Source organism: Stenotrophomonas sp. Br8, from assembly GCF_014763005.1.
GTDB classification, from domain to species: domain Bacteria; phylum Pseudomonadota; class Gammaproteobacteria; order Xanthomonadales; family Xanthomonadaceae; genus Stenotrophomonas; species Stenotrophomonas lactitubi.
Window position 1 is genome coordinate 80,804 of sequence record NZ_JACGTN010000001.1, and the last position, 22,065, is coordinate 102,868.

Here is a 22,065-nt window from a genome sequence, read left to right on the forward strand (position 1 = left end):
GTCCAAAGCCGGACCCGGCCAACTTCGTGGTCAAGTCGTGCCAGGGAAATGTGAGTGATTAGCTGGCAGGGGGCGCTTGCAGACAGATGCGCCCTGCGCCTGCGGTGATGTCGATTTGGGCGCCCGCCATTGCGTCGTTACCCAAGATCAGTGCGGGGCGCTCTGCCAAGCCGAGAGTGTTGAACACCTGCATTTCGCTGATGAACACCTCCATCGCCGGTCGCTGCCAACTGCCACTGGCCATGGCGGGTAGTTCATAGGCCCAGCTGGACTGCGCCCTGCCACCTAAGCCGGCAAATTTGCTTTTTGACACTTTCACCCGTGCATCGCTTCCGTCGGTACGAACTCCCAGAGTCTGCGCCGCAGCGATGTTAAGGACAGTCGCTGCGGCGCCCGTATCGACCAATGCAATCGCCTCCACGCCCTCCTTGCCCAGGAAGACCTTGATGAAGCCGAAGCCCTGTAAACCTGATTTGCGTGCAGGCAGTGCATTGGCCTGACAATGTGCGCCATTGGGCAGACTTCCGGGCGGCCACAATTGCAGCTGCTTGGCTGCGAAATCCCAGCGGGTATCCCAGCGCCGGGTAATGTCATTGCCAAGGATGCCGGCCATTCCGGAAGCGTCTTTGCACGACGACCCGCCGAGATCAGCCTGCATGACTGCGGCCTCCAGTTGCAGGTTGCCCAGCTTCCAGGTCGTGCTGCGCAGCCGACGGATTTCTGCTCTGTTGTTAGTGGCCCCCTGCACAAGGGTCGCGCCGGCCTTGTCATCCTCCAACCCATGGCGCCGAGCGATGCACGAGTCGAGCAACGTCGCACCCGCCGCACTATCCGTGATGAAGCGCAGTGGGTCGGCCCGCCCGCTAAGGCTCAGGTTTATCACGGGATGGTTGTTGTCATCCATCTCCATCGGTAGGATCTCCGCCGGGGTCGCTACCGGGGCATTGGTAGCCGGAATCGACAAAGCAAGAGCGAGCATGGGAAGCGGGGCGAAGTACATGTGGCATTTCCGGCGGAGTGGGCGCGGACACCATTTGTGCTCGCCGACGTATCGTCCTGATGTCTAGGTTGATACCGTAGTGATACAAATCAACTTGATACTTTGCTCATGAAGAATCCTGAGATCGTAGTGGTTGATGATGACCCAAGCGTTCGCGATGCAATCGCCGAGTGCTTGGAGCTGCATGGCTATGCGACCCGTAGGGCGGCTGATGCAAGGGCATTGAATTCGTTACTGCAAACTGGACGACCCGCTCTGATCATTCTGGATTGGATGATGCCGGGAGAGGACGGACTATCAGTCTGCCGGCGGCTGCAGGCACGGGCGATTCCGATCCTGATGTTGTCGGCAATGGGGAGTGTGTCAGACCGCGTGATTGGGCTGGAAGTTGGCGCCGACGATTACTTGGCCAAGCCGTTCGATCCTCGAGAACTGCTGGCTCGCGTGCGCGCGCTCTTGCGACGGCAGGAGAAAGTGCAGGTGCAAGCGGTGCTCGAACTTCGCTTCGCAGGATGGCGGCTACTCCCAGAACAGCGCCGATTGCTAGCGCCCGATGGCAGTGACGTCATTCTGAGCCGTGGCGAGTTCACTTTACTTCAGGCCCTGGCCGAGCGGACAGGGCGCGTCCTTGGTCGGGAGCAGCTGATGCAGCTCGTTAATGGGGATAATAGTGACAGCGTAGACCGTGCCATCGATCTCGCGATCAGCCGCCTGCGTCGCAAATTGGAGCAGGCAGCAAGGGGAGGGGAGTCGTTGATTCTGACGTTGCGCGGTGATGGCTACCGGTTCGGTCCCACAGTGGAGCGATTGTGAGACAGCCTTGGCCCACCAGCGGTTGGATCGCCTTGCTGGCGCTAGCGAGTCAGTTGCTGGCCACACTCGTTAGCGTGGCAGTCGTGGGATGGCTGCCGCGTCCTGCGGCCCCTCAGATGCGGATTGACCAGGCTGCTCAAGTGCTAAGAGGCGAGATCGCAGCAGCACCTGCGGGCCTGCGGTTGCAGGAGCAATCTGTTCCGCCTGCAGGCAATGGTAACCACTGGTTGTCTTTGGTAGCGGCGCAACAGCTTGGTCTACCGATATCGCGGGTGAGACTGGTCTGGAGCAGCTCCGCGCAGGTGCCGGATGTGCACATCGTCGCCAACTACGTACTGCCAGGGGCGGGAAAGGTGGGCAAGCCTCCGGTAGTTGAGGACCAGTTGGCAGCATTGCACTTACCCCCCTTCGAATTGGGCGTACATCGCGGTGACAGTCGCTGGCAGGTCGTTGGCATCGACCACTCCGACTTGGCGATCTGGAGGCGTCAAGCGCTGCTGGCATTCCTTGCAGGAACGATGCTGCTGGCGCCGCTGGCGGCGTGGGCCGCTTACCGCCTTGGAAGACCACTACGGCGACTTGCTGACGCTAGTGCCGAATTTGACCTCCGATCAATGAAGCCGCTTCCCATTGATGGTCCACGCGAGGTGAGGATGCTGGCGGAGGCGATTAATACGAGCCGCGCCCGCCTGCGCGAACAAGCCGAGGACCTGACACGCTTGCTGGCCGCAGCTGCACATGATCTACGCACGCCACTAACCGGCCTGCGGATCCGTGCGGTTCTTGCGCCACCTGAGCCGGCAAAGCGAATGGTGGCAGATATCGAGAGGATGAATGCGATGATTCAGCAAGTGTTGGATTATTCGCGAGGTCAACTGGATCCACCATCGATACAGCACTTGGACATAGTGAGTCTCGTGGATGACTGCGCTCACGCGGCCGGCCTGCGCGGAGTGAAAGTACAGGCCAATCTGCCCGATAGCCTGCCGTGGGAAGCCGATACGCTGTTGCTGCGTCGTGCGCTGGATAACTTAATCGACAACGCGGGCCGGTATGCAGGGTCGGTGGAACTCCGGATCCATCGCTTAGACGACGTGCTGCTGCTGGAAGTTGCTGATCGCGGGCCCGGTATCCCAGCTGAAGATCGCGTGCGACTGCTACAGCCGTTCCAACGCGGGGAGGAGTCGCGCAGTTGCACTACCGGGGGGGCAGGCTTGGGCTTAGCGATTGTAGCAAATGCTGCACGTCGCCATGGAGGAGAACTACTGCTGCTTGATCGAGAAGGTGGTGGTTTGGTCGCGCGGATGGTTCTTCGGAGAATGCAATGTCGCGACCGATGAGTACGTCCGAAATTACCTGGTGAACCTGTCGATGCAAAGACTTTTGAGCGGAGCTGTAGCTTCGTGTGCGGAAACGGGTATGTCCTAAGAGCCGGCGCGCTGCTCCCAGCGATTGCCTTGCACCTATAGCGCTCGGCGGGACAGCTTGGAGAAGTTCTGGGCGCCGGCCTTTGGCCATACCCGCGACACGATGGTGGCCGACCCCTTCTACGAGTACGTAGAAGGACCAGACGGCAAGATCCAGATGGTGCAGTTCACCCGCGCACACGCGAGCATAGTGGCTTTCCTATGGGCGCATTGGGTGGACCCGACCGGCAGGAGCCAGATCTGCTGTAGTTTGAAGAGCTTACCGCGACCGGCCATGATCAGGCCATCATCAGGCCATCATCATCCGGGGCCGCAGGCCGCTCGACTTGAAGGCGCCTAGGTAGCGCCGCGCCGGTGCAGATTCGATAAGGGTGGCCAGCGGTTCGAGTCTCTTCTTTTAAACCAGCGGCTGCAGCAGATCCGCGTGGCTGTTTCGCAGCTTGTTCACTGCCCCGCCGACGCAGTAGGCCTCAAGAATGGGTGAGGTACGCGGTGCCATCGCAAGGACGGCGACAGCGCAAGCGGCCATCGCCCACCGGTAAATTGTGAATGAATTGTGAACTTCGCGCTAGGAGTGCGTAAAGTGGTACTTGTGTCACAATTCTGGCTTTGCCAATCTTGGCGTCTCGGCACGTACTCGCGTGCTGATCGTCCAAGGGTCGTCTTGTGAGTTGGGTCGGGCTGCCTCCTGAATTCCACTTTGTCTCAGGTTGATTGAATTGAACAAGATCAAATGCTTGGCTGCTTTAATGATCACCTTGGCGCCGCTCTCGGCGAACGCCGCCGACGGCAACGTCACCTTCAACGGCAAGGTGACCGACAAGACTTGCACCATCGCTACCCCGGGTGGGAAGGATTTCTCTGTCAGCTTGCCCACGGTTTCCGTAAGCAGCTTGAATTTTTGGAAGACGGCTGGTCGTACACCGTTCTCGATCAACCTGACCAATTGCAGTCCCGGCAACGTTGCTACCTACTTTGAGCCAGGTCCGACCGTCGACTCCAAAACCGGTTTCCTGATAAATCAGGCTTCGAGCAGCAACCATGCCCAAATGGTGCAATTGCAACTGCTGGGCTCGAACAATGAAGTTCTGCGGATCTTTGCCTCGGGCTCCAATCAAGCACAGGAAAACTCCCAGTGGGTGACCGTGGCCGCCGACGGGACCGCGAACTTGAACTACTACGTTCAGTACTACGGGTTTCCGAACGTCACTCCAGGTGAAGTAAAAAGCAGCGTCAAGTACACGATCATCTACAACTGATCGTTGCTGCGCGCTCATTGGCTGACGTACGCGTCGGCCAGTGCTTTGATGTACTCCGCGTACCTTGCGTTACGGACCGCAGCGATGGCGGGGGCGCTGCTTGTGGAGCAGCTGTAGTGGCGATCCTTCTGTGTGAGGTTGCGGGCAATCACTGAGCCCACCTTGGATTGGAAATATGGGGTTCGTTCGTGATCCGAGGCGTGTCGCAGGCAATCCTAATGTGAGGCAAATAGCGAGTCCGATTCTTTTGCTGTGCGCTCGATTTTCATATAAAACAAATAGTTGCCTATCTTATTCGAATCCTGGTGGGCCACCAAAAAAGGCACTTAGGCTTCTGCCCAGGTGCCTTTTTTTGTGCCGCAGGGAAAATTGCCGGGAAGAATCGGCGCTCGCGCGGTGGTTTCACGACTGGCACGTCGTGATCGTAGCGACCCGTAGTGGTTGGCGATTTGTGCCCGGCCGCATCCTGCTTGTCGCCACGGTTGCCCTCGGTGTCGGTAATTTCCCGGTGCTTTCGACCGTGCATCGAGAACCGCTCATCCTCGGCGATTACTCTCTCGCTCATCGCCATGCGACTGAAGCGTTGCCAAGCGCTGGACATGCCGACATCGAGATGACCGGTGACTACTTCGACGTAGCCCGATCTGGACTGCCCAGCCTGTAACGAACTCCGCGCCTCCGACAAGCCGCCTGCGGGCGGCTCATCTTTGGCCTGATCGCCCAGGCGGCTAGCTTGCCTGCTGTCTCCGCGCCGCGCCCCAGCGCTTGGGTAGCGCAAGCAGAGGACGCTCAAGCAGAGCGTGCACGATGTAGCCTGCGACGCAGCAAGCGAACGCGCTTACCACCACGAACATCAAGTGCCCGGCCCAGCCAGGCGCCGGCGAGAGCATTGCCCAGGCGCGCCCCATGGCTGATATGACAAAGATGTGGGTCAAGTACAGCGAATAGGACGAATCGCCCAGCAGAGTCAGCCAGCGCGGCGCCTGCAACCCGCCCCTGGCTTCCCAGACAACAGCGCCAGCCAGCAGAAGCACAGCAGCACTGCCAAAGCATGCGACCCGAGTGCCGACGGCCATTGTCGCTGGTCCTGCCTCAGGTAGCGCCACCGCTGCAGACACGGCGACTGCGACGCCAGCGACGACCAACGGCAATCCCAGCCGTGCCGGGATATGACGCCAGTAAAGCCCGAGCAGGGCACCGGCGATGAATTCATAGGTCAGCGGGTTGGTGACAAGAACGTGGGCCGGCGTAGTCGGACCTGGCGGCAACCATGGCGCAACGCCGATGGCTGCTGCCCAGAGCAACAGAAAGGCCGGCACGAAGCGCTCCGGTACAAACGCGATGACACCGGCGAACACCAGATAGAAGTAGGCCTCATGCACCAGCGTCCAGCCCACCGTCAGTACGGGCAACTGGGCGTGAGGAATCAGCAGATAGGAGGCCAGCACGCTCTGGCCGGCATACGAACTGTTCACCATTGAGGGAACCACTGCCATCAGCGCCACGACGAGGGTGGTGAAGATCCAGTACATCGGCAGCACACGCCAGGCACGCTTGACCAGGAACTGCGCACTCGCGCCCGCCTTCGTATAACGACCGGCGGCGATGGTGGTCATCACGAAGCCAGACACCACGAAGAACAGATCGACCCCGGCATCGGCATACCTTGCCACCGCGTCGAGCATCGCCGGGCCTTGCAGGTATTTGATTTCGACACCGCGGAGATGGAACAGAACTACGGCAAGCGCTGCCACGCCGCGCAGGCACTGTAGCGAGTCCATTCGTTGCTGCGTGCCCATTCTTCGCGCTCCATGTGGGGCCGCATGCTACCACCTGACCGCGCCGCACTGCACTGGATCGCCAGGACAGGGACGAGCGGCGCCGAGCCGTGCTTGAAGCGCCCCGCCGCGCCCGCGCCTGTGCACTTCAGCGACCGCGGCAGATTCAAGAATACTCCCAGGCGAAATCCCTCAGAATCTCCCCGCCAGATCCTGATCCCGGAATGCGCCGGCAACGTAGTCGATAAAGACCCGCGTCTTCGGCGGCAGGTAGCGGCGATTGGCGTAGTAGATGGAGATCGGTCCGCCGTCGGCTGACCAGTTCGGCAGCAGTTGAATCAGCTCGCCGCGCTGCAGGTAGGGCAGGGCATGCGAGGTCGCCACGAAGGCGGCGCCAAGGCCGAGCGCGGCTGCTTTGCACAGGCCGCCGGGGTCGTCGAAGATGATCCGCTCACCAACAGGGGACACGGCTTCGTTGCCGTGTTCGTCCCGCAGCATCCATTGCACGAGTCGCCCCGTGCGCGTCGAGCGCATGTCGATCAGGTCGAGTCCGGCGAGGTCCTGTGGCGACGCTGGAGGGCGCCGTGCCTTCATGTAGGCGGGCGATGCGACTGCCACGATGCGCACGCGGGCGAGCGTCCTGGAGATGGTGCCCGGAGTGAGCTCAGAGCCTCGCCCTATCGCCGCGTCGTAACCTTCAGCAACCAGGTCGACATGCCGGTTGTCCAGCTGCCAGTCGATCCTGATCTTCGGGTACGCCGCGAGGAAGCCAGGCAGGAGGGGCAGGACGTAATCCATGCCGAACACGCTCGCCATGCTGACCTTGAGGACACCCGAGGGCTCCTGCTGCTGGTCCGAGGCTTCGGCAATCGCATCCTGCAGGCCCTCGAGGTTGGACCGGATCGAGTCCGCCAAGCGCTCCCCGGCTTCGGTCAGTGTCAGCTTGCGGGTGGTCCGGTGAAAGAGCCGGACCGCAAGATTCCGCTCAAGCATCGCGACATTGCGGCTGACCGCTGAAGGTGTCAGCCCCAGCTGCTTTGCGGCCGAGGAGAAGCTTCCCGTGGCCGCCGCGCGGGCAAAACACTCAAGGTTGGACAAGGTCTCCATGGGGGCATTCTCAATCAATCATCACAAGTGATTCAACCGATTGATGACTACCGGGAAACGGCAGGCGCCCCGATCCTAGCCGTGCCGCCAGACAGGCGGCGCCTCTCCCCATTCTGGATATGCCATGACCACGCAAACGCTTCCGCAGAATCTCACCGAGCAGTCGTCACAAACCCGCATGGTGCTGGACCGGCATCTGGAGGCCTTCCGTCTGGGCGATGTGGACCGGACCCTGGCGGACTACGCGACGGACGCCATCATCATCAATGGGACGGGGTCTGTGATCAAAGGGCATGCAGAAATCCACGAGACCTTCGTGCAGGTCTACCGCGACTACTTCCCGGACGGCACGCGCAACATCACCATCGATGAGCTGGCAGTCCATGGTGAGACCGCCTACATCCGCTGGCGCGCGAAGAACGCAATCATGGCGACCGATACGCTCATCGTCCGCGATGGCAAGATCGTGATCCAGACCTTTGCAGGCCTCTTCAGGGAATAAGCATTGGCCGGTGTTGGTGCTGGTGGTGCCGTCGGCATCAATCAAAAACGTAATCCGCTTTGCCCGGGGGCACTTCGACCGCATCTCCGCGCCGCACCAGCTCGTCGATATCCACCGCCTGTGCTGCGAGCGCATCGTGCGCGTCGAAGTCCCACTTCTGCCTGTATTCGCGTGCCAGCAGATCGCAGACCGCTTTGGCCTGCTGGTGCGTGTCCATGTTCTCTGCACGATCCATCAGTTGATCGCGGTGGATCTGGCACAGCGTGAGCTGGTGCGCATCTTCGGATCGCTCGCGTTCCCAGGCAATGTCGGGCAGGGCGGAGAGTGCGGAGGCAAGTGCGACGGCAATCAGGGGCATGATCCGGTTCCGGGCAGTGGCGAAACCGGAGCGTAGGCGATGGCGCATGACGATGGATATGCCGCGGGATGCACGTTTTACTGGGTGTTCACCATTCGCTGGGGAATGGTTGCAGTGTGCAGATGGCGTTCTCCACGCATGGCGTGGAGCTACTGGTTCTGGAACACGGCCAGCTGCGCTGCGAACGCGCGCTGGTACGCCGGCCGCTCCGTCGCGCGGACGATGTAGGCGGCCAACACGGGATACGCATCGACGATGCCGCTGCTCTGCAGCCGCAGCAGTACCGACACCATCAACAGGTCGCCGGCGCTGAAGTCTCCGTCCAGCCACTGCGCATCGCCGAGTCGCGCGGACAACTCGCCCAGGCGCCTGCGCACGCGTTCGTCGAGCATCAGCAGCCGCTGCGCATACCAGGGCTGCTCGCGTTCCAGCACCCACGCCATCGAGCGTTCGACGATCGGCGGCTCCACGGTATTCAGTGCGGCGAACATCCAGGTGATCGCACGCATGCGTGCGCTCGCATCGTCGGGCAGCAGCCCAGGGTGCTGTTCGGCCAGGTGCAGGACAATCGCGCCTGATTCAAACAGCACAATCTCGCCATCCTCGTAAGTGGGAATCTGGCCGAAGGGATGCCGCGCCAGGTGTGCCGGCTGCTTCATCTCCTCGAAGGAGAGCAGATGGACGTCGTACGCCACGCCCAGCTCCTCCAGCGCCCAGCGCACGCGCATGTCGCGGGCCAGGCCCTGGCCACGGTCCGGGGAGTGCTTGAATGCGGTCAGGATCGGGGTCATCGGGTTGTCCATCGGCGATAGCCGACCTGCTTGGCCGGCCTTCCTTTCATTGACGTACGAGGAGCCCTGAAATCGACACAGGTACTTTCCGAGCAGGCAAGCCAAGGCCGCCAGGATGAACGGTTCACGTCGGGCGGTTCGCACGGGGTGCGTGGTGACGCGATACTGGTCTTCTGCACACCCTTGGGGAAGTACGTGAGCACGTCCAGACTGCCGCGGATCGTTGGGTTCGACGTGCCTCGGCTTCACCAGCAGGTGGATTCGGCTGCCGATGAAGCGATCACTGCGCTGCTGGACCAGGCGCCGGATGAGCAGTGGACTGACCGTTTCCTGCAGCAATGCGCGACGCTGGCGTCGCAGCTTTCATTGGCGGAAGTGAAGGTGGAGGGCACCCGCATCGCCTTCCATGGCTCCATCGCCGATGCGCGTGCCCTGGCCGATGCTGTCATTGCGCTGGTGAACAACCTGAACGATCAACTGATGCAGGAAGGCAACCTGCTTGCCGGACAGGAGTGATCTGCCCGCAGAGTCTGTCAGCCCGCTTGCGGAAGCAGCGCCGGCCCGGACAGGCGGGCCCAGCAGCCCATCGCCATTTCCGCCGACCCCGGGTGGCCACGCAGGCTGGTGCGCAGTGCGAGCCGTGACTGCAGGTCGGTGAGCCACGCCGTGCGCGTGCCGTGTGGGTTGCGGACGTAGATATCGCACGCCAGGCGGATGACCGGTGCAACCTCGTGGCGGAAGTTGATGGCGGGCAGATCGCCCGTCTGGAATGCGGCCTGCCAGTGCTGCAGCTCGCGTTCGACGTCAACGAAGTCCTTGTTGGTGGTGCGTTCCATGAGACTTCTCCTGTTGGAACGCCAACGTATACCTCCGCGTGTCAGCACCCTGTGTTGGTGCTGCCGGTCCGTTCATGGCGGCTGTTCATTATTCGCACGATCCGATGCAGCTGCGTAACCGGCCGAAGCACACAGTGGCGTTGCAGCAGATGGCTGCGGTGGAGCAAGACATGAACAACAACACGCAAGGCCAGACCGACCGCAACAACGCCTCGACCGATACCCGGCAGGCCGCCCAGCAGGGGCAGACCGATGGCAACGAACTGGGTGGCGAGCAGAAGCAGGATGGCAAAACGGGCCAGCAGGAACAGCAGCAGGACGACCAGCCAGGTGGCCCGCAGAAGTCCGGACAGGAACAGAAGAGCGAGCCGGGCCGCGACGCCCGTCGCTGAGCAGTAAGCAAAGAAAAGGCCGCGCGTTGCGCGGCTTTCCTCTGTCCAACGTTCTGGAAGAGCGCTGATGCCATCCCATGCCCGCGCGGTAAGCCTGATGACGAAGATCATGTACCAGTGCCGACCGGCAAGGACGACGACGATGGCGCGATGCCGCGCCTGCCAGGCACCCAGTCCGGGTGGCATGGAGTGTGCCCGTTGCCTCACTGAGGAACTGGGCGGTGTGATCGGCAACCGCGGCGCCGCTGCGCGCTGGCTGGATTCGTTCCTGAAGGTGCAGCAGGACGAGGCGTTTGTCTTCGTCTGCGCGAAACGGATCGAGGAGACCGCACTGGCGGGTCGCAGTCTGGAGTGACATTGCGCAGGCGTATGCTCGAATCCCAATGGAAGCGAGCGTCATGTCTTTTCAGCGACCTTGCGTCCTGAACCAGCTCCGCTGCCGTATTGAAGGTGCGCAATGGCTAACCTGACCTATCATCCGCCGCTGGGCGTGCGCTGGCTGACATTCCGCCTGCGCAACGGCCAGTCCATCGGCCCGGAGAAGCTGCGGGCCGTGTGGTCCGATGCCGCAGAGACCAACAACTGTTCGGTCCGGCGCGAGCATGTGGAGGGTGCCGGCTTCGTCTATGCGTTGTACGCACCCAGCGGGCTCTGCGTTCCGCGCCGCGCTGAGCTGCGCATGCGGCTGTTGCTGGAAGAAGCGGGCTACGCGTTCTCGATGGGCGTGCTTACCGGCAGCCATCCTGCCTACGGTTGAGCGCACGTTGATCTGATCGGCCCCGAGGTTGCTAGACTGCGCGCCCCGCGCGTCGCCGCAATCACGGAAGATGTCCATGCCAAAGCTGTCTGCTCTCGCTGTTTTCATGGCGCTCGCTGCGTGTGCACCAACCGCACTTGCCAACGAACAGGGCAGCGCGTCGACCATCGCGTTCAAGTCGATCAGCCCTGTGCTGAATGCCTTGATCAATGCCGATGATGCGCAGGAATTGATGGAAAAGGCTGAAGAGGAAGACGCCACGCTGCTGCAGTCACTGGCGCTCTATCTGGCGGCAAGCCGCGAAGACGCAACGTTGGCATTGGCGCCGTACCGTGCAGCGGCATTGTTCGCTCGCCGCGGTGACGATGCGCTTGCCGAGCGCTATCTTCGTGAAGCCGACGAGCGTGGCATGTGGTTCGCGCCCGCGCTGGCCGACAACGATGACTTCGAGCACCTGCGCGCAACGTCATTCTTCAAGCGGGTGCTGGGCAACACGCAGGCGCGCTATGCGCAGGTATCTGCAGGCAAGGTGGGCGCCATCTCGGTACTGCAACCTTCCAAGAGTGTTGCGATGACGGCCTGTGCGCCGGTACTGGTGTGGCTGCACGGCTACGGCATCAACGGCCGCCTGGACAGCAGCAAGCAGCCGCTGGCGGACGCTGGTGTGGTGCTGCTGGGCATCAACGGTACGGAGATGCGCGAGTCGTTCGACAGCTTCAGTTGGACCGGCCCCTATGAAGGCACGCACAAGGTGGTGCAGAAGGGGCTGGATGAACTGGCCGCACGCCAGTGCATCGACCGCAAGCAGGTTTATCTGATGGGTTTCTCGCAGGGTTCACAGCATGCGGGTGCGCTGCTGGCGCAGCACCCGGATGACTACTCCGGTGCATTGCTGGTGTCGCCGGGCGGTTGGCGCCAGGCGGTGCCTACGCAGAGCAGTGCACGCGGCAAGCGGGTGTTCGTCATCAACGGCGAACAGGAAGGGCCGGCCAACCAGAAGATGAGTGCGGACTTCCGCGCGCTGTTCAGCGATGGCAACGAACTACGTTCGCGTACGCATGGCGGTGGCCATTTCTATCCGGACGACTGGAAGACCTCGTTTCCGCAGGCAATTCGTTGGATGATGGGCAAGGACGGCTGAGTCAAGGAGCAACAATGGGTCTGCGTGGAAACCGGCTTGAACGGCTGCATGCCCAGCGTGCTGCGCTGCAAGCCGAGATCAATCTCGAAGCGGCCCGACTTGCTGCCAGGCAGCTGCCTGCGGAGCAGTTCGCGGAGGCGCTGATGCCGCTGTCGCTGCGCTTGCAGGCAATTGACCAGCAGATACTGCGGACAACACCTGCGCGGGAGCTGATGAAGCGCCTGCGCGAGGTGGAGCGGCAGTTGTCCGCCCCACAGCAGCGCGGGGCGAGTGAACGTCGCGCTCTGGAAGCGGAGTTGCGCGATCTACGCCTGCACTTCAGCAACCCGCGTCGTCGCCCGCTGACAGTCAAGGTTGTGCTGATCCTGTCGGTGGCTGTTGCCGCAGCATTGTTTCTGCCAAAGGCCATCGTGGCGCTGCTTGCGCCCTGACTGAGTGAGCGGCCGCCGCCTGCCGAAGCGGGCAACGTGCCCACTGCTTCCCGGAAGGCAACATCGCGAGCCCGCCTGGGGGTCTACTGCGCACTCCCTGCGTTGCCTACGCTGATCCCACACGGCCCTTGCCGTGCTCCGGGCCCACGACAGTTCGTGGACGTCGCCTTCAATCGAACCACGCGGTGCTGTGCTGCGGGGCATTGCTGCCCCGGCAGTGCCTTGCCCTGCGCCGCGCGAAGGCTTGGCCCGGAAATGCCAGCCAGCCCTGCCTGCCTGTTTGCCTGCCAGCCAACCTTCGTGGAGACCGCCTCATGTTCAGCCTGGAAAACACCACTACCCACGCCGCACCCGCACTCGACGAGCTTGTTCCCTCGCGCTATGCACTGAAAGTCGGTGACATCGACGTGCTCGTGGTCAGCGACGGCGTGCTGCCGTTGCCGACGCAGATGCTCGGCCATAACGTGCAGGCATCCGAGCGTGCCGAATGGTTCGACGAGATGTACCTGCCACAGGATGCTTTCGACTGGGCGTTGAACGTGATGGTGGTGCACAGCGGTGAGCGCACCATCCTGATCGATGCCGGCCTGGGCATGGACCCGGACCTGCAGCTGCCGCGCGCTGGCCAGTTGATCCGTCGCCTCGGCGCCGCCGGCATCGACCTGGGCGAGATCACCGATGTGGTGATCACCCACATGCACATGGATCACATCGGCGGCCTGCTGGTGGACGGTGTGAAAGCGCAGCTGCGGCCGGACCTGAAGATCCACGTCGCGGCATCGGAAGTGGCGTTCTGGAAATCGCCCGACTTCACCCGCACCAACATGCCGCACGGGTTCCCGGACGCGCTGCGGGCGACCGCCACGCATTTCTGGGCCGAGTACGGCAGCTTCGTGCATACCTTCGAGGATGAGCAGGAGATCGCACCGGGTGTAGTCGCGCGCCGCACTGGTGGCCACACGCCGGGCCACTGCGTGGTACGCGTTGCGTCGGGTGGCCAAGCGCTGACCTTTGCGGGTGATGCGGTGTTCGCGGTCGGTTTCGATCAACCGAACTGGCACAACGGCTTCGAGCACGACCCGGAAGAAGCGGCGCGCGTGCGCATCGAACTGCTCGACGCGCTGGCCGGTACCGGCGAGATGCTGGTGGCCACGCACCTGCCGTTCCCGTCGGTGGGTCGCGTGTCGCGCGAGGGTCAGGCGTTCCGCTGGGTGCCGGTGTTCTGGGATTTTTGATCAAGTTTTCTGGACTTAATGTCACTAATGGTCCCGGTCAGGGGCGCACAGTAGCCCCTGTCGAAACCCATCCATATCCGCAGGAGGTCCACCATGAACACCGTTTCCCGCACGCTCACCGCAACTGCCCTGGCCCTGTCGATGCAGGTGGGCCTGTCCGCCCAGGCTGCAGAGCCGGCTTACCCGTCCGCAACCAGCGGCGTCACGCGCACCGCCAGCATCATCACCACCGCCGATGGCGTGCAGCTGTACTACAAGGACTGGGGGCCGAAGAACGGGCCGGTGGTGACCTTCAGCCACGGCTGGCCGCTGGATTCGGACAGCTGGGAATCGCAGATGATGTTCCTGGCCGACCACGGTTACCGCGTGGTCGCCCACGACCGCCGCGGCCACGGTCGTTCCAGCCAGCCGTGGGACGGCAATGACATGGATCACTATGCCGATGATCTGGCCATGGTGATCAACACGCTGGATCTGAAGGACGTCACGCTGGTGGGTTTCTCCACCGGCGGTGGCGAAGTGGCGCGTTACATCGGCCGCCATGGCACAGGCCGGGTGAAGAAGGCCGTGCTGATCAGTTCGGTGCCGCCGTTCATGCTGAAGACCGCAGACAACCCCGGTGGCGTTCCGATCGAAGTGTTCGACGGTATCCGCAAGGCACAGCGGGAGAACCGTTCGCAGCTGTACAGGGACATTCCATCTGGTCCGTTCTATGGATTCAACCGGCCGGGTGCAAAGGTCAACCAGGCGATGGTCGATGCGTGGTGGGCGCAGGGCATGCTTGGTGGCCAGAAGAACACCTACGACTCGATCGCGGCGTTCTCGGCGACCGACTTCCGCGGTGACCTGGAAAAGTTCGATGTGCCGACCCTGGTCATCCACGGCGACGACGATCAGATCGTGCCGATCGACGTGGCTGGTCGGATGTCGGCCAAGCTGATCAAAGGTGCCAGGCTGATCGTCTACCCGGGTGCGCCGCATGGCCTGACCGAGACCCACAAGGACAAGGTCAACCAGGACCTGCTGGCGTTCCTGCAGCAGAAGTAACAGCAGGCGCAGCCCTCAGGCAGGCGGCGCGAGAAGGGCGGTACGGCCACGTCATGCGTGGCTGTGCTGTGCGTGAAGCCAACCGCATCCATGCAGGGCAGAGAGCCCGCCAGTAGAGCCACGCCATGCGTGGCTGTGCTTTGCGTGAAGCCAACAGCATCCACGCATGGCGTGGATCTACTGGATCGAGGCTGGCTGTTTCAGGCTCTGCAGCTTGTTCGGGTTGCGCTGCACCAGGATCTGCACGATCTGCTCGCCGTTGGTATCGAAGGCCATTGCCGATTCCAGCACGCCATCGAAGTAACGCAGCAGCCCGAGTCGTCCATTGATCACGCTCGGGACCATCCGCAGTTGGTCCTTGCGACGCAGGTGCGGGGCATACAGCAGCTGCGCGATGCGTGCGCCGCCGACCATTGGTTTCGGGAAGCTGGTGACGATGCCGCCGCCATCGCCGATCAGCACTGCCGATTCGGCCATCAGGGCTTTCATCGTCCTGAAGTCGCCATTGGCGATGGCCTCGGCGAAACGCCGCATCAGTTTCTGGTGCACGTCCTGCGGCACGTTGTAACGCGGGCGGTCCTGCCGCAGCTGCAGGCGTGCGCGGTGCACGATCTGCCGGCAGGCGGCTTCGGTCTTGTCCAGCGTGCGTGCCACCACGTCGTAATCCTGGTCGAACACATCGTGCAGCAGGAACGCGGCACGTGCATCCGGCGCCAGCCGCTCCAGCACATTGAGGAAGGCCACCGACAGGTCGCTGGCCGTTTCCAGCATGTACTCGGGTGTGCCGGTGTCTTCAGTGAGCAACGGCTCGGGCAGCCACATGCCGACATAGTGCTCGCGGGTGCGCCGGGCCAGGCGCAGGCCATCGATGGCGCGGCGGGTGGTGGTAGCCACCAGCCAGGCTTCGGCGTTCTCGATGTCCTGCTGGTTGGCGCCATGCCAGCGCAGCCACACGTCCTGCACCACATCCTCGGCCTCATGCGAGGAGCCGAGCATGCGGTAGGCCACGCCGAACAGGCGCGGGCGTAGGCGGGTGAACAGTGCAGTGGGGTCGTCCATGCCAGCAGAGACGGGACAGGTCCGCCGATTGTGACATCGGCGGACCTGTGAAGGTGGCTGGTACTGCGCCGACCGGAGGCGGTCAGTGTGGCGGCAGCACCGCCGGCTTGCCGATGTCCTTGATCAGGAACACGACGAACGTGGCAGGTTCGGTCTGGCTGGCATTGCGGCCCACGGTGTGCAGATCGGCGGGACCTTCATGGAAGGCTTCGCCGGGGCCGAGGGTAACCTCGCGTCCGCCGGCCACGCCCATCACGATGCGGCCCTGCAGCACATAGACGAAGCCGTGGGCATCGTGCCGGTGCACGGGATCGGCGCCGCCGGGTGGGTACTGCACCGTCAGGATCAGTGCTTCCTTGCCCGGCTGTTCCGGCAATGGACGGGTCATGACCTCGCGCACGATGGGCTCGGGGGCGCTCGGCGAGGGTGTGGCGGCATTGCTGGTCAGCGGCATCAGGGCCAGCAGGGCGAGGGAACGGAGTGAACGCATGGCAGGTCTCCAGCAGGAAAGTGTGCAGTCGAAGCTCAGGCCAGACCGGCCCTGTCCAGGCCAAAGGTCTGGTCCAGCGAGCCGGGCTTCGTACGGAAGGCTACGTTGGCGCGGTTCCAGGCGTTGATTGCCATCACCGCGTAGGTCAGATCGACGATTTCCTGTTCGGACAGCTGGCTGCGCACGCGCTCGTACATGTCGTCGGGAACGCCCTGCGCAGGCAGGTGGGTGAGCACGTCAGTCCACGCCAGGCAGGCACGTTCGCGCGCGCTGAACAGGTTCGATTCGCGCCACGCCGCGACATGGTGCAGGCGCAGTGGGCGTTCGCCACGGATCGTTGCTTCCTTCACGTGCATGTCCAGGCAGAACCCGCAGCCGTTGAGCTGCGAGGCGCGGATGTTGACCAGATCGATGATGGCCGCTTCGATCGAACTGTTGTGCACGGCATGGGAGAAGGTACCGAGCTTCCTGAAAAGTTCGGGCGACTGCGCGGCGTAGTCCAAGCGTTGGTTCATGGCGATGTTCCGGAGGGAATTGAGGGACGCAGCGAGGCTACGTCCGCTGCCGGAGGCCCGATAGGCGGGGGCAGGGCTGCGCGGTGTTGTGCAGAAATCACCAATGGACTGTCACAGGGGCGGATGCTCACCCGTCTGCCGGGCATGGACACCCCATCTGCCCCGAACCGTGCAGCAGCCTGCCCCGCCAGCGAGCGGGTCTGGCAGGCCTTCCTTGCCGCATTGCACGAACTGCCACCGGACATGCGGGCCGTGCTGTTGCTGCATGACGTGCTGGGTGCGGGCGTCGAAGACATCGTGCCGCTGCTGGGGCTGGACCTGACGACATGCCGCCAGCGCCTGGACCATGCACGCGCCCACCTGCTCGCCCGACGCGACTCCCTGGAGCCTGGAACACCATGAATGTCATGCCGCAGTCCTGTACGGCCAGTGACGGCCGTGATTCCCTCAATGCGTCCTTTTCCGCCAGTTATGCCGGCGTACTGGCGTTCATCGCGGTAGCCGCTGAAGGCAGCTTCGCGCGCGCCGGTGATCGCCTTGGCATCGGTCGTTCGGCGGTCAGCCGCAGCGTGCAGAAGCTGGAGGGGCAGCTGGGCGTGCGCCTGTTCCTGCGTACCACGCGCTCGACAACATTGACCCGCGAAGGCGAGCTGTTTTTGGAAGGCTGCAGCCCGGGCGTTGCGAGCATCCTGCAGGCGCTGGACGAAATGCGCGATCTGCGCGAGGGGCCGCCGCGCGGGCATCTGCGGATCAGTGCGACACATGGCTTCGGACGCCGGGTGATCGCGCCGCTGCTGTCTGCTTTCCGCGCAGAGCATCCGCAGGTCTCGGTGGAGCTGCTGCTGGACGAGCAGGTGCCGGACCTGGTTGCAGACCGCATCGATGTGGCCTTCCGCGATGGAGTGCTGGAAGACAGCCAGGTCATCGCCAAACAGCTGGTGCCCATGCAGCTGGTGGTCTGTGCGTCGCCTGCCTATGCACAGGCGCACGGCCTGCCGGAGGAGGTCGAGGCGGTGTCAGCCCACGCGTGCATCGGCCGACGCCTGCCCGCCGGGCGCCTGCAACGCTGGGATTTCCGCGTGGACGGCCAGGACGTGAATCTGCAACCGCCGGCGGAGGTGGTGTTCAATGATGCCGATCTTGTCCTGCAGGCAGTGATCGACGGGCTGGGGATCGCCCAGCTGCCCAGCTACCAGGTAAGCGATGCGCTGCGCACAGGTGCTGTATTGACCTGCCTGGACCGCTACGCGCCCCACGATCGTGGCCACTACCTGTGCTATCTCAGCCGACGCCAGCTGCCCAAGCGGATCCGCGCATTCATCGACTTCAGCACCCAACGCATACGTGCGCTGGATCTGGATGTGTTCTCGCACTGGGAGGTGCGGCAGCAGGCGGCGGTACAGCGCGATGCGGCGGCATGGGCATGAGCGTATTGGTGCCGATGTGGCAACAGTGCGTGGCCCGCTGCGGATCTACTGCGCAGGCCAACGCGTTCCTAGCATGCAGCCACATCCGCACCGTCCACGTTCCAGGAGACCTGTCATGAAGATTGTCGTCATCGGTGGCACCGGCCGTATCGGCAGCAAGGTGGTTGATCGCCTGCATGCGGCCGGCCATCAGATCGTCGTCGCTGCACCTTCCACCGGCATCGATGTGCTGAGCGGCGAGGGCCTGGCTGCTGCGATGGAAGGCACCGAGGTCGTGGTCGACCTTGCCAACTCGCCCTCGTTCGAAGATGCCGCGGTGTTGTCGTTCTTCGTGACTGCCGGCCACAACATCCTGGCGGCCGCAGTGCAGGCCGGCGTGCGCCACCATGTTGCGTTGTCGGTGGTGGGTACCGACAAGCTGGCCGCCAGCGGCTATTTCCGCGGCAAGATCGCCCAGGAACGCCTGATCCGTGATTCGGGCCTGGCGTACACGATCATCCACTCGACGCAGTTCTTCGAGTTCCTGCCGGGCATCATCCAGTCAGCCGGTGACGGCCGGACCCTGCATCTGCCGACAGCCGCAGTGCAGCCGATCGCCGCCGAGGATGTGGCCGATGCCGTTGCGCGCATCGCGCAGCAGGCGCCGGTCAATGGCATGGTGGAGATCGCCGGGCCGGAGCGCGAATCGATGGCGGCGCTGGCCCATCGCTTCCTGCAGGCAACCGGTGATGCGCGCGAGGTGATCGGCGATGCCAAGGCGCGCTACTTCGGTGCGCAGCTGCAGCAGGACACCCTGGTGCCGGTGGGACAGGCATGGCTCGGCACCATCGGCTTCGAGCGTTGGTTGCAGCAGTCCGGGCTGGCGCAGGGCCAGCCGGCCTGATCCGCGGTGGATGCGCGCTTCATGCGTGTCTTCCGCTGCAGGAGCCTGCAATGACAGAGCTGAAGCCTCCTTCGACCAGCGTGCTCGACAAGTACCATGGTGATGCGGCGCGCCCGCTGTATACCGGACGGGTACGGGTCAGCGGTGGCGCAGCCCGCCACGGCCGCGCGTCAGGCGTGGTGCGGTCGGATGATGGCGCACTGTCGGTGGATCTGCGATTGCCCGCTGAGCTGGGTGGGCCCGGCGGCGGTACCAATCCCGAGCAGCTTCTGGCGGCGGGCTACGCCGGCTGCTTCCACGGTGCGATGGTGCTCGTGGCTGCACGTGCGGGGCTGGAACTGATCGACCCCAGCATCGAAGTAGCGGTGACGTTGGCACGCGATCCCGTGGACGGTCTGTACCTGCTGTCGGCCGAGATCGTGGTGTTCCTGCCTGGCATGGACCCGATACGTGCAGCCGAACTGGTGCGCAACACCGAGCGGGTGTGTCCCTACGCGAAGATGTTCCATCGTGGCATCAGCCATGTGGTGAGGGTTGCGGTGGACTAGACGTCCTGTCTGCAAGATCGTGTGACCGCTCTTGGGATTCAGATCCAGTGAAGACGCTGCGTCGCCCGCGTGAGCCGGTGGGGTGCGGTTCGGCAGCATGATTACCGCATCAATCGGTACTCACCCGCGAACCACGCGCGTTCGGCCAATCTGGTTCGGCAGGCAACGGATACCACTGTTGTCCTTTCCCCAACGAGGAGACTACACATGAGCACCCAGTCCACCATCGAGCATCGCCTCAACGACCTGATCGAGATCGCACGTGATGGCAAGTCCTTCTACGAGGAAGCCGCAACCAAGGTGAAGGACGCCGAGCTGTCGGCATTGTTCGTCCGCATCGCCGGGGTGAAGGGCCGCATCGTGTCCTCCCTGAGCAGCTCGGTGGCCGCCACCGGTGGCAAGCCGGCCGAGCACGGCACCATGGTCGGTTCCATGCAGCAGTTCTACGGCAAGGTGCGCGCTGCCTTCGGTGACACCAATTACGGCTACGTGGCTGAACTTGAAGAGTCCGAGGATCGCCTCCTGGGCGCGTTCAACGACGTGCTGAAGGACAACGACCTGCCGCCGGCAGTGCGCCAGGAAGTGACCCAGTGGCTGCCGGAAGTGCAGGAATGTCATTCGGTGATGCGCGCTCGCAAACATGCGATGAAGGCCGCCTGATCGCATCTGGCGATCGCCCCCCACATCGCCACGGCCAGGGCAGCTTCGTGCTGCCCTGGCCGTTTCTGCACCTGTCATCTGCGCTCAGGCGCGTTTCCTGAGCAGGGCAACGGCCAGGCTGGCCAGCGTCGCCGCAGCCGCGGCGGTCCACAGGGACGCGGCAAAGCCTTGGCTGTACATCGCCCGTGCGAGATCGACCGGGGCTCCCTTGGTCAGCGCACCCGTGGCGATGCTGTCGGCCAGGCGCATGACGTCGTCTGCGGGAACACGGGCTGACAGTCCGGCGCGGATGCCGACGGTCAAGGCGCTGGAGAGCACCGTGAAGCCGAGCAGGATGCCGACGAAGCGCGTCGTGGCGCTGATGCCCGAGGCCATGCCTGCGCGGTCACGAGGTGCCGAGCCGATGATGGCCTTGGAGGTTTCGCCGTTGAGGATGCCACCGCCCGCCCCGATGATGATCATCGCCAGCAGGGCCAGCGCCGGCATGTGGTGCCACGCGCCGATACCGGCCAGCGCGTTGCCAGCGGCAGTGACCGACAGGCCGATGGCCAGCACCATCTCACTCGAGAACCGTCGGCCGAGGCGCCTGCCAACGCTTGGGAACAACAGCATTGCCGCGGCGAACGGCAGCATGCCTGCGCCCGTGGCCAGCGCACTCAGGCCGACGCCATTCTGCAGGTACTGCGGCAGCATCGAGGCCATCACCTGCGCGCTGACCGCGTAGCCGATCATGGCGATGAGTGCACCGACGAAACGCGGGCTTGCAAGCAGCCGCAGGTCGACCATCGGATGCCGACGCTTGAGTTCGATGCAGGCAAACAACGTACCCATCGCGATGCCCAGGCCCAGGCCGGCCAGCGCCACCACCGATGTCCATCCCTGCGCGAGCCCTTCCACGAGGAAGAACACGATGCCGAAGATCGCCAGGCTGAAGGTGATGATGCCGGGTGGATCGAGTGGGCGTACCACCGTGTCGGCGGAGTCGGGTACCCAGCGGACCGCACCGTAGGCCAGGAAGGCGAGGAAGGGCAGGATCGCGATGAACACCGATCGCCATCCCCACAGCGAGGACAACAGTCCGCCGATCAACGGCGAGAGCACCATCATCATGCCCATTGCCGTGCCCCAGAAGGCCCAGGCATCGTCGCGTTGCTTGCCCTCATGGAACTCGTGGCCGATCACCGACAGTGACGGCGCCAGCAGGAAGGCTGCACCCACGCCCTGGAACGCGCGGGCCAGATACAGCGCGCTGGCCGTGGGTGCCAACGCACAGGTGAGCGATGAGATGGCGAACAGTGCGATGCCGATCAGCAGCACCCGCCTGCGACCATGGCGATCGGCGATGGCACCGGCGGGGAGAAGCAGTGAGGTGAAGGACAGGATGTAGCAGCTGATCACCCATTCGATGTCGGCGAAGTCCGCCTGCAGATCCCGCGCGATGGTCGGTAGCGCGACGGCCACGGCGTTGGTTTCCAGCACTGTCATCGTGCAGCCGAGCGAGGCGATGATCAGGATCCAGTTGGGCGGCCTGCGGCGGGGAGGGGAGAGGGGCACCAGGTACTCGGGTGGGAGAAGAATGCCCATTCAAGCAGCTTCGATCGTTTGTTTC

28 protein-coding genes are annotated in these 22,065 nt (G+C 63.4%); 18 read left to right on the forward strand and 10 right to left on the reverse strand.

Going from position 1 to position 22,065, the window contains the following annotated elements:
• Positions 1–58 precede the first annotated feature (58 nt).
• Entirely contained in the window at positions 59–1,000 is a 942-nt protein-coding gene (locus tag H3005_RS00370) for a retropepsin-like aspartic protease (RefSeq protein WP_191077372.1), read from the reverse strand.
• Positions 1,001–1,108: 108 nt separating this feature from the next.
• On the opposite strand from H3005_RS00370, the gene H3005_RS00375 reads away from it, so the two are divergent.
• The 4 genes from H3005_RS00375 to H3005_RS00390 all read left to right on the forward strand — a co-directional run bounded on the left by H3005_RS00375 (position 1,109) and on the right by H3005_RS00390 (position 5,163).
• On the forward strand, positions 1,109–1,813 hold the full coding sequence (locus tag H3005_RS00375; RefSeq protein ID WP_191077373.1) for a response regulator transcription factor: 705 nt from the start codon (positions 1,109–1,111) through the stop codon (positions 1,811–1,813).
• Between the two features lie 32 nt (positions 1,814–1,845).
• Positions 1,846–3,153, forward strand: coding sequence for a HAMP domain-containing sensor histidine kinase (locus tag H3005_RS00380; protein ID WP_191077374.1), 1,308 nt, complete (start codon positions 1,846–1,848; stop codon positions 3,151–3,153).
• An 806-nt stretch (positions 3,154–3,959) separates the two neighbouring features.
• The gene (locus tag H3005_RS00385) at positions 3,960–4,499 is read left to right on the forward strand and encodes a fimbrial protein (protein ID WP_191077375.1); all 540 of its coding nucleotides are present in this window, start codon (positions 3,960–3,962) and stop codon (positions 4,497–4,499) included.
• A 418-nt stretch (positions 4,500–4,917) separates the two neighbouring features.
• Entirely contained in the window at positions 4,918–5,163 is a 246-nt protein-coding gene (locus tag H3005_RS00390; RefSeq protein WP_165781004.1) for a hypothetical protein, read from the forward strand.
• A 64-nt stretch (positions 5,164–5,227) separates the two neighbouring features.
• Here H3005_RS00390 and H3005_RS00395 read toward each other — a convergent pair whose 3' ends face one another.
• Together H3005_RS00395 and H3005_RS00400 are read right to left on the reverse strand one after the other, a co-directional pair.
• Entirely contained in the window at positions 5,228–6,298 is a 1,071-nt protein-coding gene (locus H3005_RS00395; protein WP_100553667.1) for an acyltransferase, read from the reverse strand.
• A gap of 171 nt (positions 6,299–6,469) precedes the next feature.
• The gene (locus tag H3005_RS00400) at positions 6,470–7,384 is read right to left on the reverse strand and encodes a LysR family transcriptional regulator (RefSeq protein ID WP_100553666.1); all 915 of its coding nucleotides are present in this window, start codon (positions 7,382–7,384) and stop codon (positions 6,470–6,472) included.
• Between the two features lie 124 nt (positions 7,385–7,508).
• On the opposite strand from H3005_RS00400, the gene H3005_RS00405 reads away from it, so the two are divergent.
• The gene (locus H3005_RS00405) at positions 7,509–7,886 is read left to right on the forward strand and encodes a nuclear transport factor 2 family protein (protein ID WP_100553665.1); all 378 of its coding nucleotides are present in this window, start codon (positions 7,509–7,511) and stop codon (positions 7,884–7,886) included.
• A 37-nt stretch (positions 7,887–7,923) separates the two neighbouring features.
• Here the strand turns inward: H3005_RS00405 and H3005_RS00410 are convergent, their stop codons facing one another.
• Together H3005_RS00410 and H3005_RS00415 are read right to left on the reverse strand one after the other, a co-directional pair.
• Positions 7,924–8,244 (reverse strand): hypothetical protein, encoded by a 321-nt coding sequence (locus H3005_RS00410; protein WP_100553664.1) that lies wholly within the window; start codon positions 8,242–8,244, stop codon positions 7,924–7,926.
• A gap of 149 nt (positions 8,245–8,393) precedes the next feature.
• Positions 8,394–9,035, reverse strand: coding sequence for a glutathione S-transferase family protein (locus H3005_RS00415; protein ID WP_191077376.1), 642 nt, complete (start codon positions 9,033–9,035; stop codon positions 8,394–8,396).
• A 195-nt stretch (positions 9,036–9,230) separates the two neighbouring features.
• Here H3005_RS00415 and H3005_RS00420 point away from each other — a divergent pair, with 195 nt between their 5' ends.
• Entirely contained in the window at positions 9,231–9,551 is a 321-nt protein-coding gene (locus H3005_RS00420) for a hypothetical protein (protein ID WP_191077377.1), read from the forward strand.
• A gap of 17 nt (positions 9,552–9,568) precedes the next feature.
• On the opposite strand, the gene H3005_RS00425 is transcribed toward H3005_RS00420, so the two are convergent.
• A complete protein-coding gene (locus H3005_RS00425) occupies positions 9,569–9,871 on the reverse strand; it encodes a hypothetical protein (RefSeq protein WP_100553663.1) in 303 nt (100 codons plus the stop codon).
• 170 nt (positions 9,872–10,041) lie between these two features.
• Here H3005_RS00425 and H3005_RS00430 point away from each other — a divergent pair, with 170 nt between their 5' ends.
• The 7 genes from H3005_RS00430 (at position 10,042) to H3005_RS00460 (ending at position 14,874) form a co-directional block, all read left to right on the forward strand.
• Positions 10,042–10,263: a hypothetical protein gene (locus H3005_RS00430; protein WP_133120099.1), complete on the forward strand. Its 222-nt coding sequence runs from the start codon at positions 10,042–10,044 to the stop codon at positions 10,261–10,263.
• Positions 10,264–10,405: 142 nt separating this feature from the next.
• Positions 10,406–10,618 carry a hypothetical protein gene (locus H3005_RS00435; RefSeq protein WP_223879982.1) on the forward strand — a complete coding sequence of 71 codons (213 nt, stop codon included), beginning with the start codon at positions 10,406–10,408 and terminating at the stop codon, positions 10,616–10,618.
• Between the two features lie 102 nt (positions 10,619–10,720).
• Positions 10,721–11,020, forward strand: coding sequence for a hypothetical protein (locus tag H3005_RS00440; protein ID WP_025879032.1), 300 nt, complete (start codon positions 10,721–10,723; stop codon positions 11,018–11,020).
• 76 nt (positions 11,021–11,096) lie between these two features.
• Entirely contained in the window at positions 11,097–12,161 is a 1,065-nt protein-coding gene (locus tag H3005_RS00445) for an alpha/beta hydrolase-fold protein (RefSeq protein ID WP_191077378.1), read from the forward strand.
• Between the two features lie 14 nt (positions 12,162–12,175).
• Positions 12,176–12,592, forward strand: coding sequence for a hypothetical protein (locus tag H3005_RS00450; protein WP_100553659.1), 417 nt, complete (start codon positions 12,176–12,178; stop codon positions 12,590–12,592).
• Between the two features lie 314 nt (positions 12,593–12,906).
• On the forward strand, positions 12,907–13,827 hold the full coding sequence (locus tag H3005_RS00455; RefSeq protein WP_100553658.1) for an MBL fold metallo-hydrolase: 921 nt from the start codon (positions 12,907–12,909) through the stop codon (positions 13,825–13,827).
• A gap of 93 nt (positions 13,828–13,920) precedes the next feature.
• The gene (locus tag H3005_RS00460) at positions 13,921–14,874 is read left to right on the forward strand and encodes an alpha/beta hydrolase (RefSeq protein WP_191077379.1); all 954 of its coding nucleotides are present in this window, start codon (positions 13,921–13,923) and stop codon (positions 14,872–14,874) included.
• Positions 14,875–15,051: 177 nt separating this feature from the next.
• On the opposite strand, the gene H3005_RS00465 is transcribed toward H3005_RS00460, so the two are convergent.
• The 3 genes from H3005_RS00465 to H3005_RS00475 all read right to left on the reverse strand — a co-directional run bounded on the left by H3005_RS00465 (position 15,052) and on the right by H3005_RS00475 (position 16,938).
• Positions 15,052–15,933 carry an RNA polymerase sigma-70 factor gene (locus tag H3005_RS00465; RefSeq protein WP_100553656.1) on the reverse strand — a complete coding sequence of 294 codons (882 nt, stop codon included), beginning with the start codon at positions 15,931–15,933 and terminating at the stop codon, positions 15,052–15,054.
• 82 nt (positions 15,934–16,015) lie between these two features.
• On the reverse strand, positions 16,016–16,423 hold the full coding sequence (locus tag H3005_RS00470) for a cupin domain-containing protein (protein WP_191077380.1): 408 nt from the start codon (positions 16,421–16,423) through the stop codon (positions 16,016–16,018).
• Positions 16,424–16,458: 35 nt separating this feature from the next.
• Positions 16,459–16,938, reverse strand: a complete 480-nt coding sequence (locus H3005_RS00475; RefSeq protein WP_100553654.1) for a carboxymuconolactone decarboxylase family protein — start codon at positions 16,936–16,938, stop codon at positions 16,459–16,461.
• Positions 16,939–17,061: 123 nt separating this feature from the next.
• On the opposite strand from H3005_RS00475, the gene H3005_RS00480 reads away from it, so the two are divergent.
• The 5 genes from H3005_RS00480 (at position 17,062) to H3005_RS00500 (ending at position 20,456) form a co-directional block, all read left to right on the forward strand.
• Entirely contained in the window at positions 17,062–17,340 is a 279-nt protein-coding gene (locus H3005_RS00480) for a sigma factor-like helix-turn-helix DNA-binding protein (protein ID WP_100553653.1), read from the forward strand.
• On the forward strand, positions 17,337–18,365 hold the full coding sequence (locus H3005_RS00485; RefSeq protein WP_223879983.1) for a LysR family transcriptional regulator: 1,029 nt from the start codon (positions 17,337–17,339) through the stop codon (positions 18,363–18,365). Before H3005_RS00480 ends, H3005_RS00485 begins: the two co-directional genes overlap by 4 nt.
• Positions 18,366–18,480: 115 nt before the next feature.
• The gene (locus H3005_RS00490; protein WP_100553652.1) at positions 18,481–19,248 is read left to right on the forward strand and encodes an SDR family oxidoreductase; all 768 of its coding nucleotides are present in this window, start codon (positions 18,481–18,483) and stop codon (positions 19,246–19,248) included.
• Positions 19,249–19,298: 50 nt separating this feature from the next.
• On the forward strand, positions 19,299–19,796 hold the full coding sequence (locus H3005_RS00495; protein WP_191077381.1) for an Ohr family peroxiredoxin: 498 nt from the start codon (positions 19,299–19,301) through the stop codon (positions 19,794–19,796).
• Positions 19,797–20,003: 207 nt separating this feature from the next.
• Complete coding sequence (locus tag H3005_RS00500) at positions 20,004–20,456, forward strand: PA2169 family four-helix-bundle protein (RefSeq protein ID WP_089237109.1); 453 nt, start codon at positions 20,004–20,006, stop codon at positions 20,454–20,456.
• Positions 20,457–20,540: 84 nt separating this feature from the next.
• Here H3005_RS00500 and H3005_RS00505 read toward each other — a convergent pair whose 3' ends face one another.
• On the reverse strand, positions 20,541–22,040 hold the full coding sequence (locus H3005_RS00505) for an MFS transporter (RefSeq protein WP_223879984.1): 1,500 nt from the start codon (positions 22,038–22,040) through the stop codon (positions 20,541–20,543).
• Positions 22,041–22,065 lie beyond the last annotated feature (25 nt).

Coding starts and splice junctions, on each gene's coding strand:
- H3005_RS00370 (WP_191077372.1), bottom strand. CDS start 1,000: ATGTACTTCGCCCCGCTTCCCATGCTCGCTCTTGCTTTGTCGATTCCG.
- H3005_RS00375 (WP_191077373.1), top strand. CDS start 1,109: ATGAAGAATCCTGAGATCGTAGTGGTTGATGATGACCCAAGCGTTCGC.
- H3005_RS00395 (WP_100553667.1), bottom strand. CDS start 6,298: ATGGGCACGCAGCAACGAATGGACTCGCTACAGTGCCTGCGCGGCGTG.
- H3005_RS00400 (WP_100553666.1), bottom strand. CDS start 7,384: ATGGAGACCTTGTCCAACCTTGAGTGTTTTGCCCGCGCGGCGGCCACG.
- H3005_RS00405 (WP_100553665.1), top strand. CDS start 7,509: ATGACCACGCAAACGCTTCCGCAGAATCTCACCGAGCAGTCGTCACAA.
- H3005_RS00410 (WP_100553664.1), bottom strand. CDS start 8,244: ATGCCCCTGATTGCCGTCGCACTTGCCTCCGCACTCTCCGCCCTGCCC.
- H3005_RS00415 (WP_191077376.1), bottom strand. CDS start 9,035: ATGACCCCGATCCTGACCGCATTCAAGCACTCCCCGGACCGTGGCCAG.
- H3005_RS00425 (WP_100553663.1), bottom strand. CDS start 9,871: ATGGAACGCACCACCAACAAGGACTTCGTTGACGTCGAACGCGAGCTG.
- H3005_RS00430 (WP_133120099.1), top strand. CDS start 10,042: ATGAACAACAACACGCAAGGCCAGACCGACCGCAACAACGCCTCGACC.
- H3005_RS00435 (WP_223879982.1), top strand. CDS start 10,406: ATGGCGCGATGCCGCGCCTGCCAGGCACCCAGTCCGGGTGGCATGGAG.
- H3005_RS00440 (WP_025879032.1), top strand. CDS start 10,721: ATGGCTAACCTGACCTATCATCCGCCGCTGGGCGTGCGCTGGCTGACA.
- H3005_RS00445 (WP_191077378.1), top strand. CDS start 11,097: ATGCCAAAGCTGTCTGCTCTCGCTGTTTTCATGGCGCTCGCTGCGTGT.
- H3005_RS00450 (WP_100553659.1), top strand. CDS start 12,176: ATGGGTCTGCGTGGAAACCGGCTTGAACGGCTGCATGCCCAGCGTGCT.
- H3005_RS00455 (WP_100553658.1), top strand. CDS start 12,907: ATGTTCAGCCTGGAAAACACCACTACCCACGCCGCACCCGCACTCGAC.
- H3005_RS00460 (WP_191077379.1), top strand. CDS start 13,921: ATGAACACCGTTTCCCGCACGCTCACCGCAACTGCCCTGGCCCTGTCG.
- H3005_RS00465 (WP_100553656.1), bottom strand. CDS start 15,933: ATGGACGACCCCACTGCACTGTTCACCCGCCTACGCCCGCGCCTGTTC.
- H3005_RS00470 (WP_191077380.1), bottom strand. CDS start 16,423: ATGCGTTCACTCCGTTCCCTCGCCCTGCTGGCCCTGATGCCGCTGACC.
- H3005_RS00475 (WP_100553654.1), bottom strand. CDS start 16,938: ATGAACCAACGCTTGGACTACGCCGCGCAGTCGCCCGAACTTTTCAGG.
- H3005_RS00480 (WP_100553653.1), top strand. CDS start 17,062: ATGCTCACCCGTCTGCCGGGCATGGACACCCCATCTGCCCCGAACCGT.
- H3005_RS00485 (WP_223879983.1), top strand. CDS start 17,337: ATGAATGTCATGCCGCAGTCCTGTACGGCCAGTGACGGCCGTGATTCC.
- H3005_RS00490 (WP_100553652.1), top strand. CDS start 18,481: ATGAAGATTGTCGTCATCGGTGGCACCGGCCGTATCGGCAGCAAGGTG.
- H3005_RS00495 (WP_191077381.1), top strand. CDS start 19,299: ATGACAGAGCTGAAGCCTCCTTCGACCAGCGTGCTCGACAAGTACCAT.
- H3005_RS00500 (WP_089237109.1), top strand. CDS start 20,004: ATGAGCACCCAGTCCACCATCGAGCATCGCCTCAACGACCTGATCGAG.
- H3005_RS00505 (WP_223879984.1), bottom strand. CDS start 22,040: ATGGGCATTCTTCTCCCACCCGAGTACCTGGTGCCCCTCTCCCCTCCC.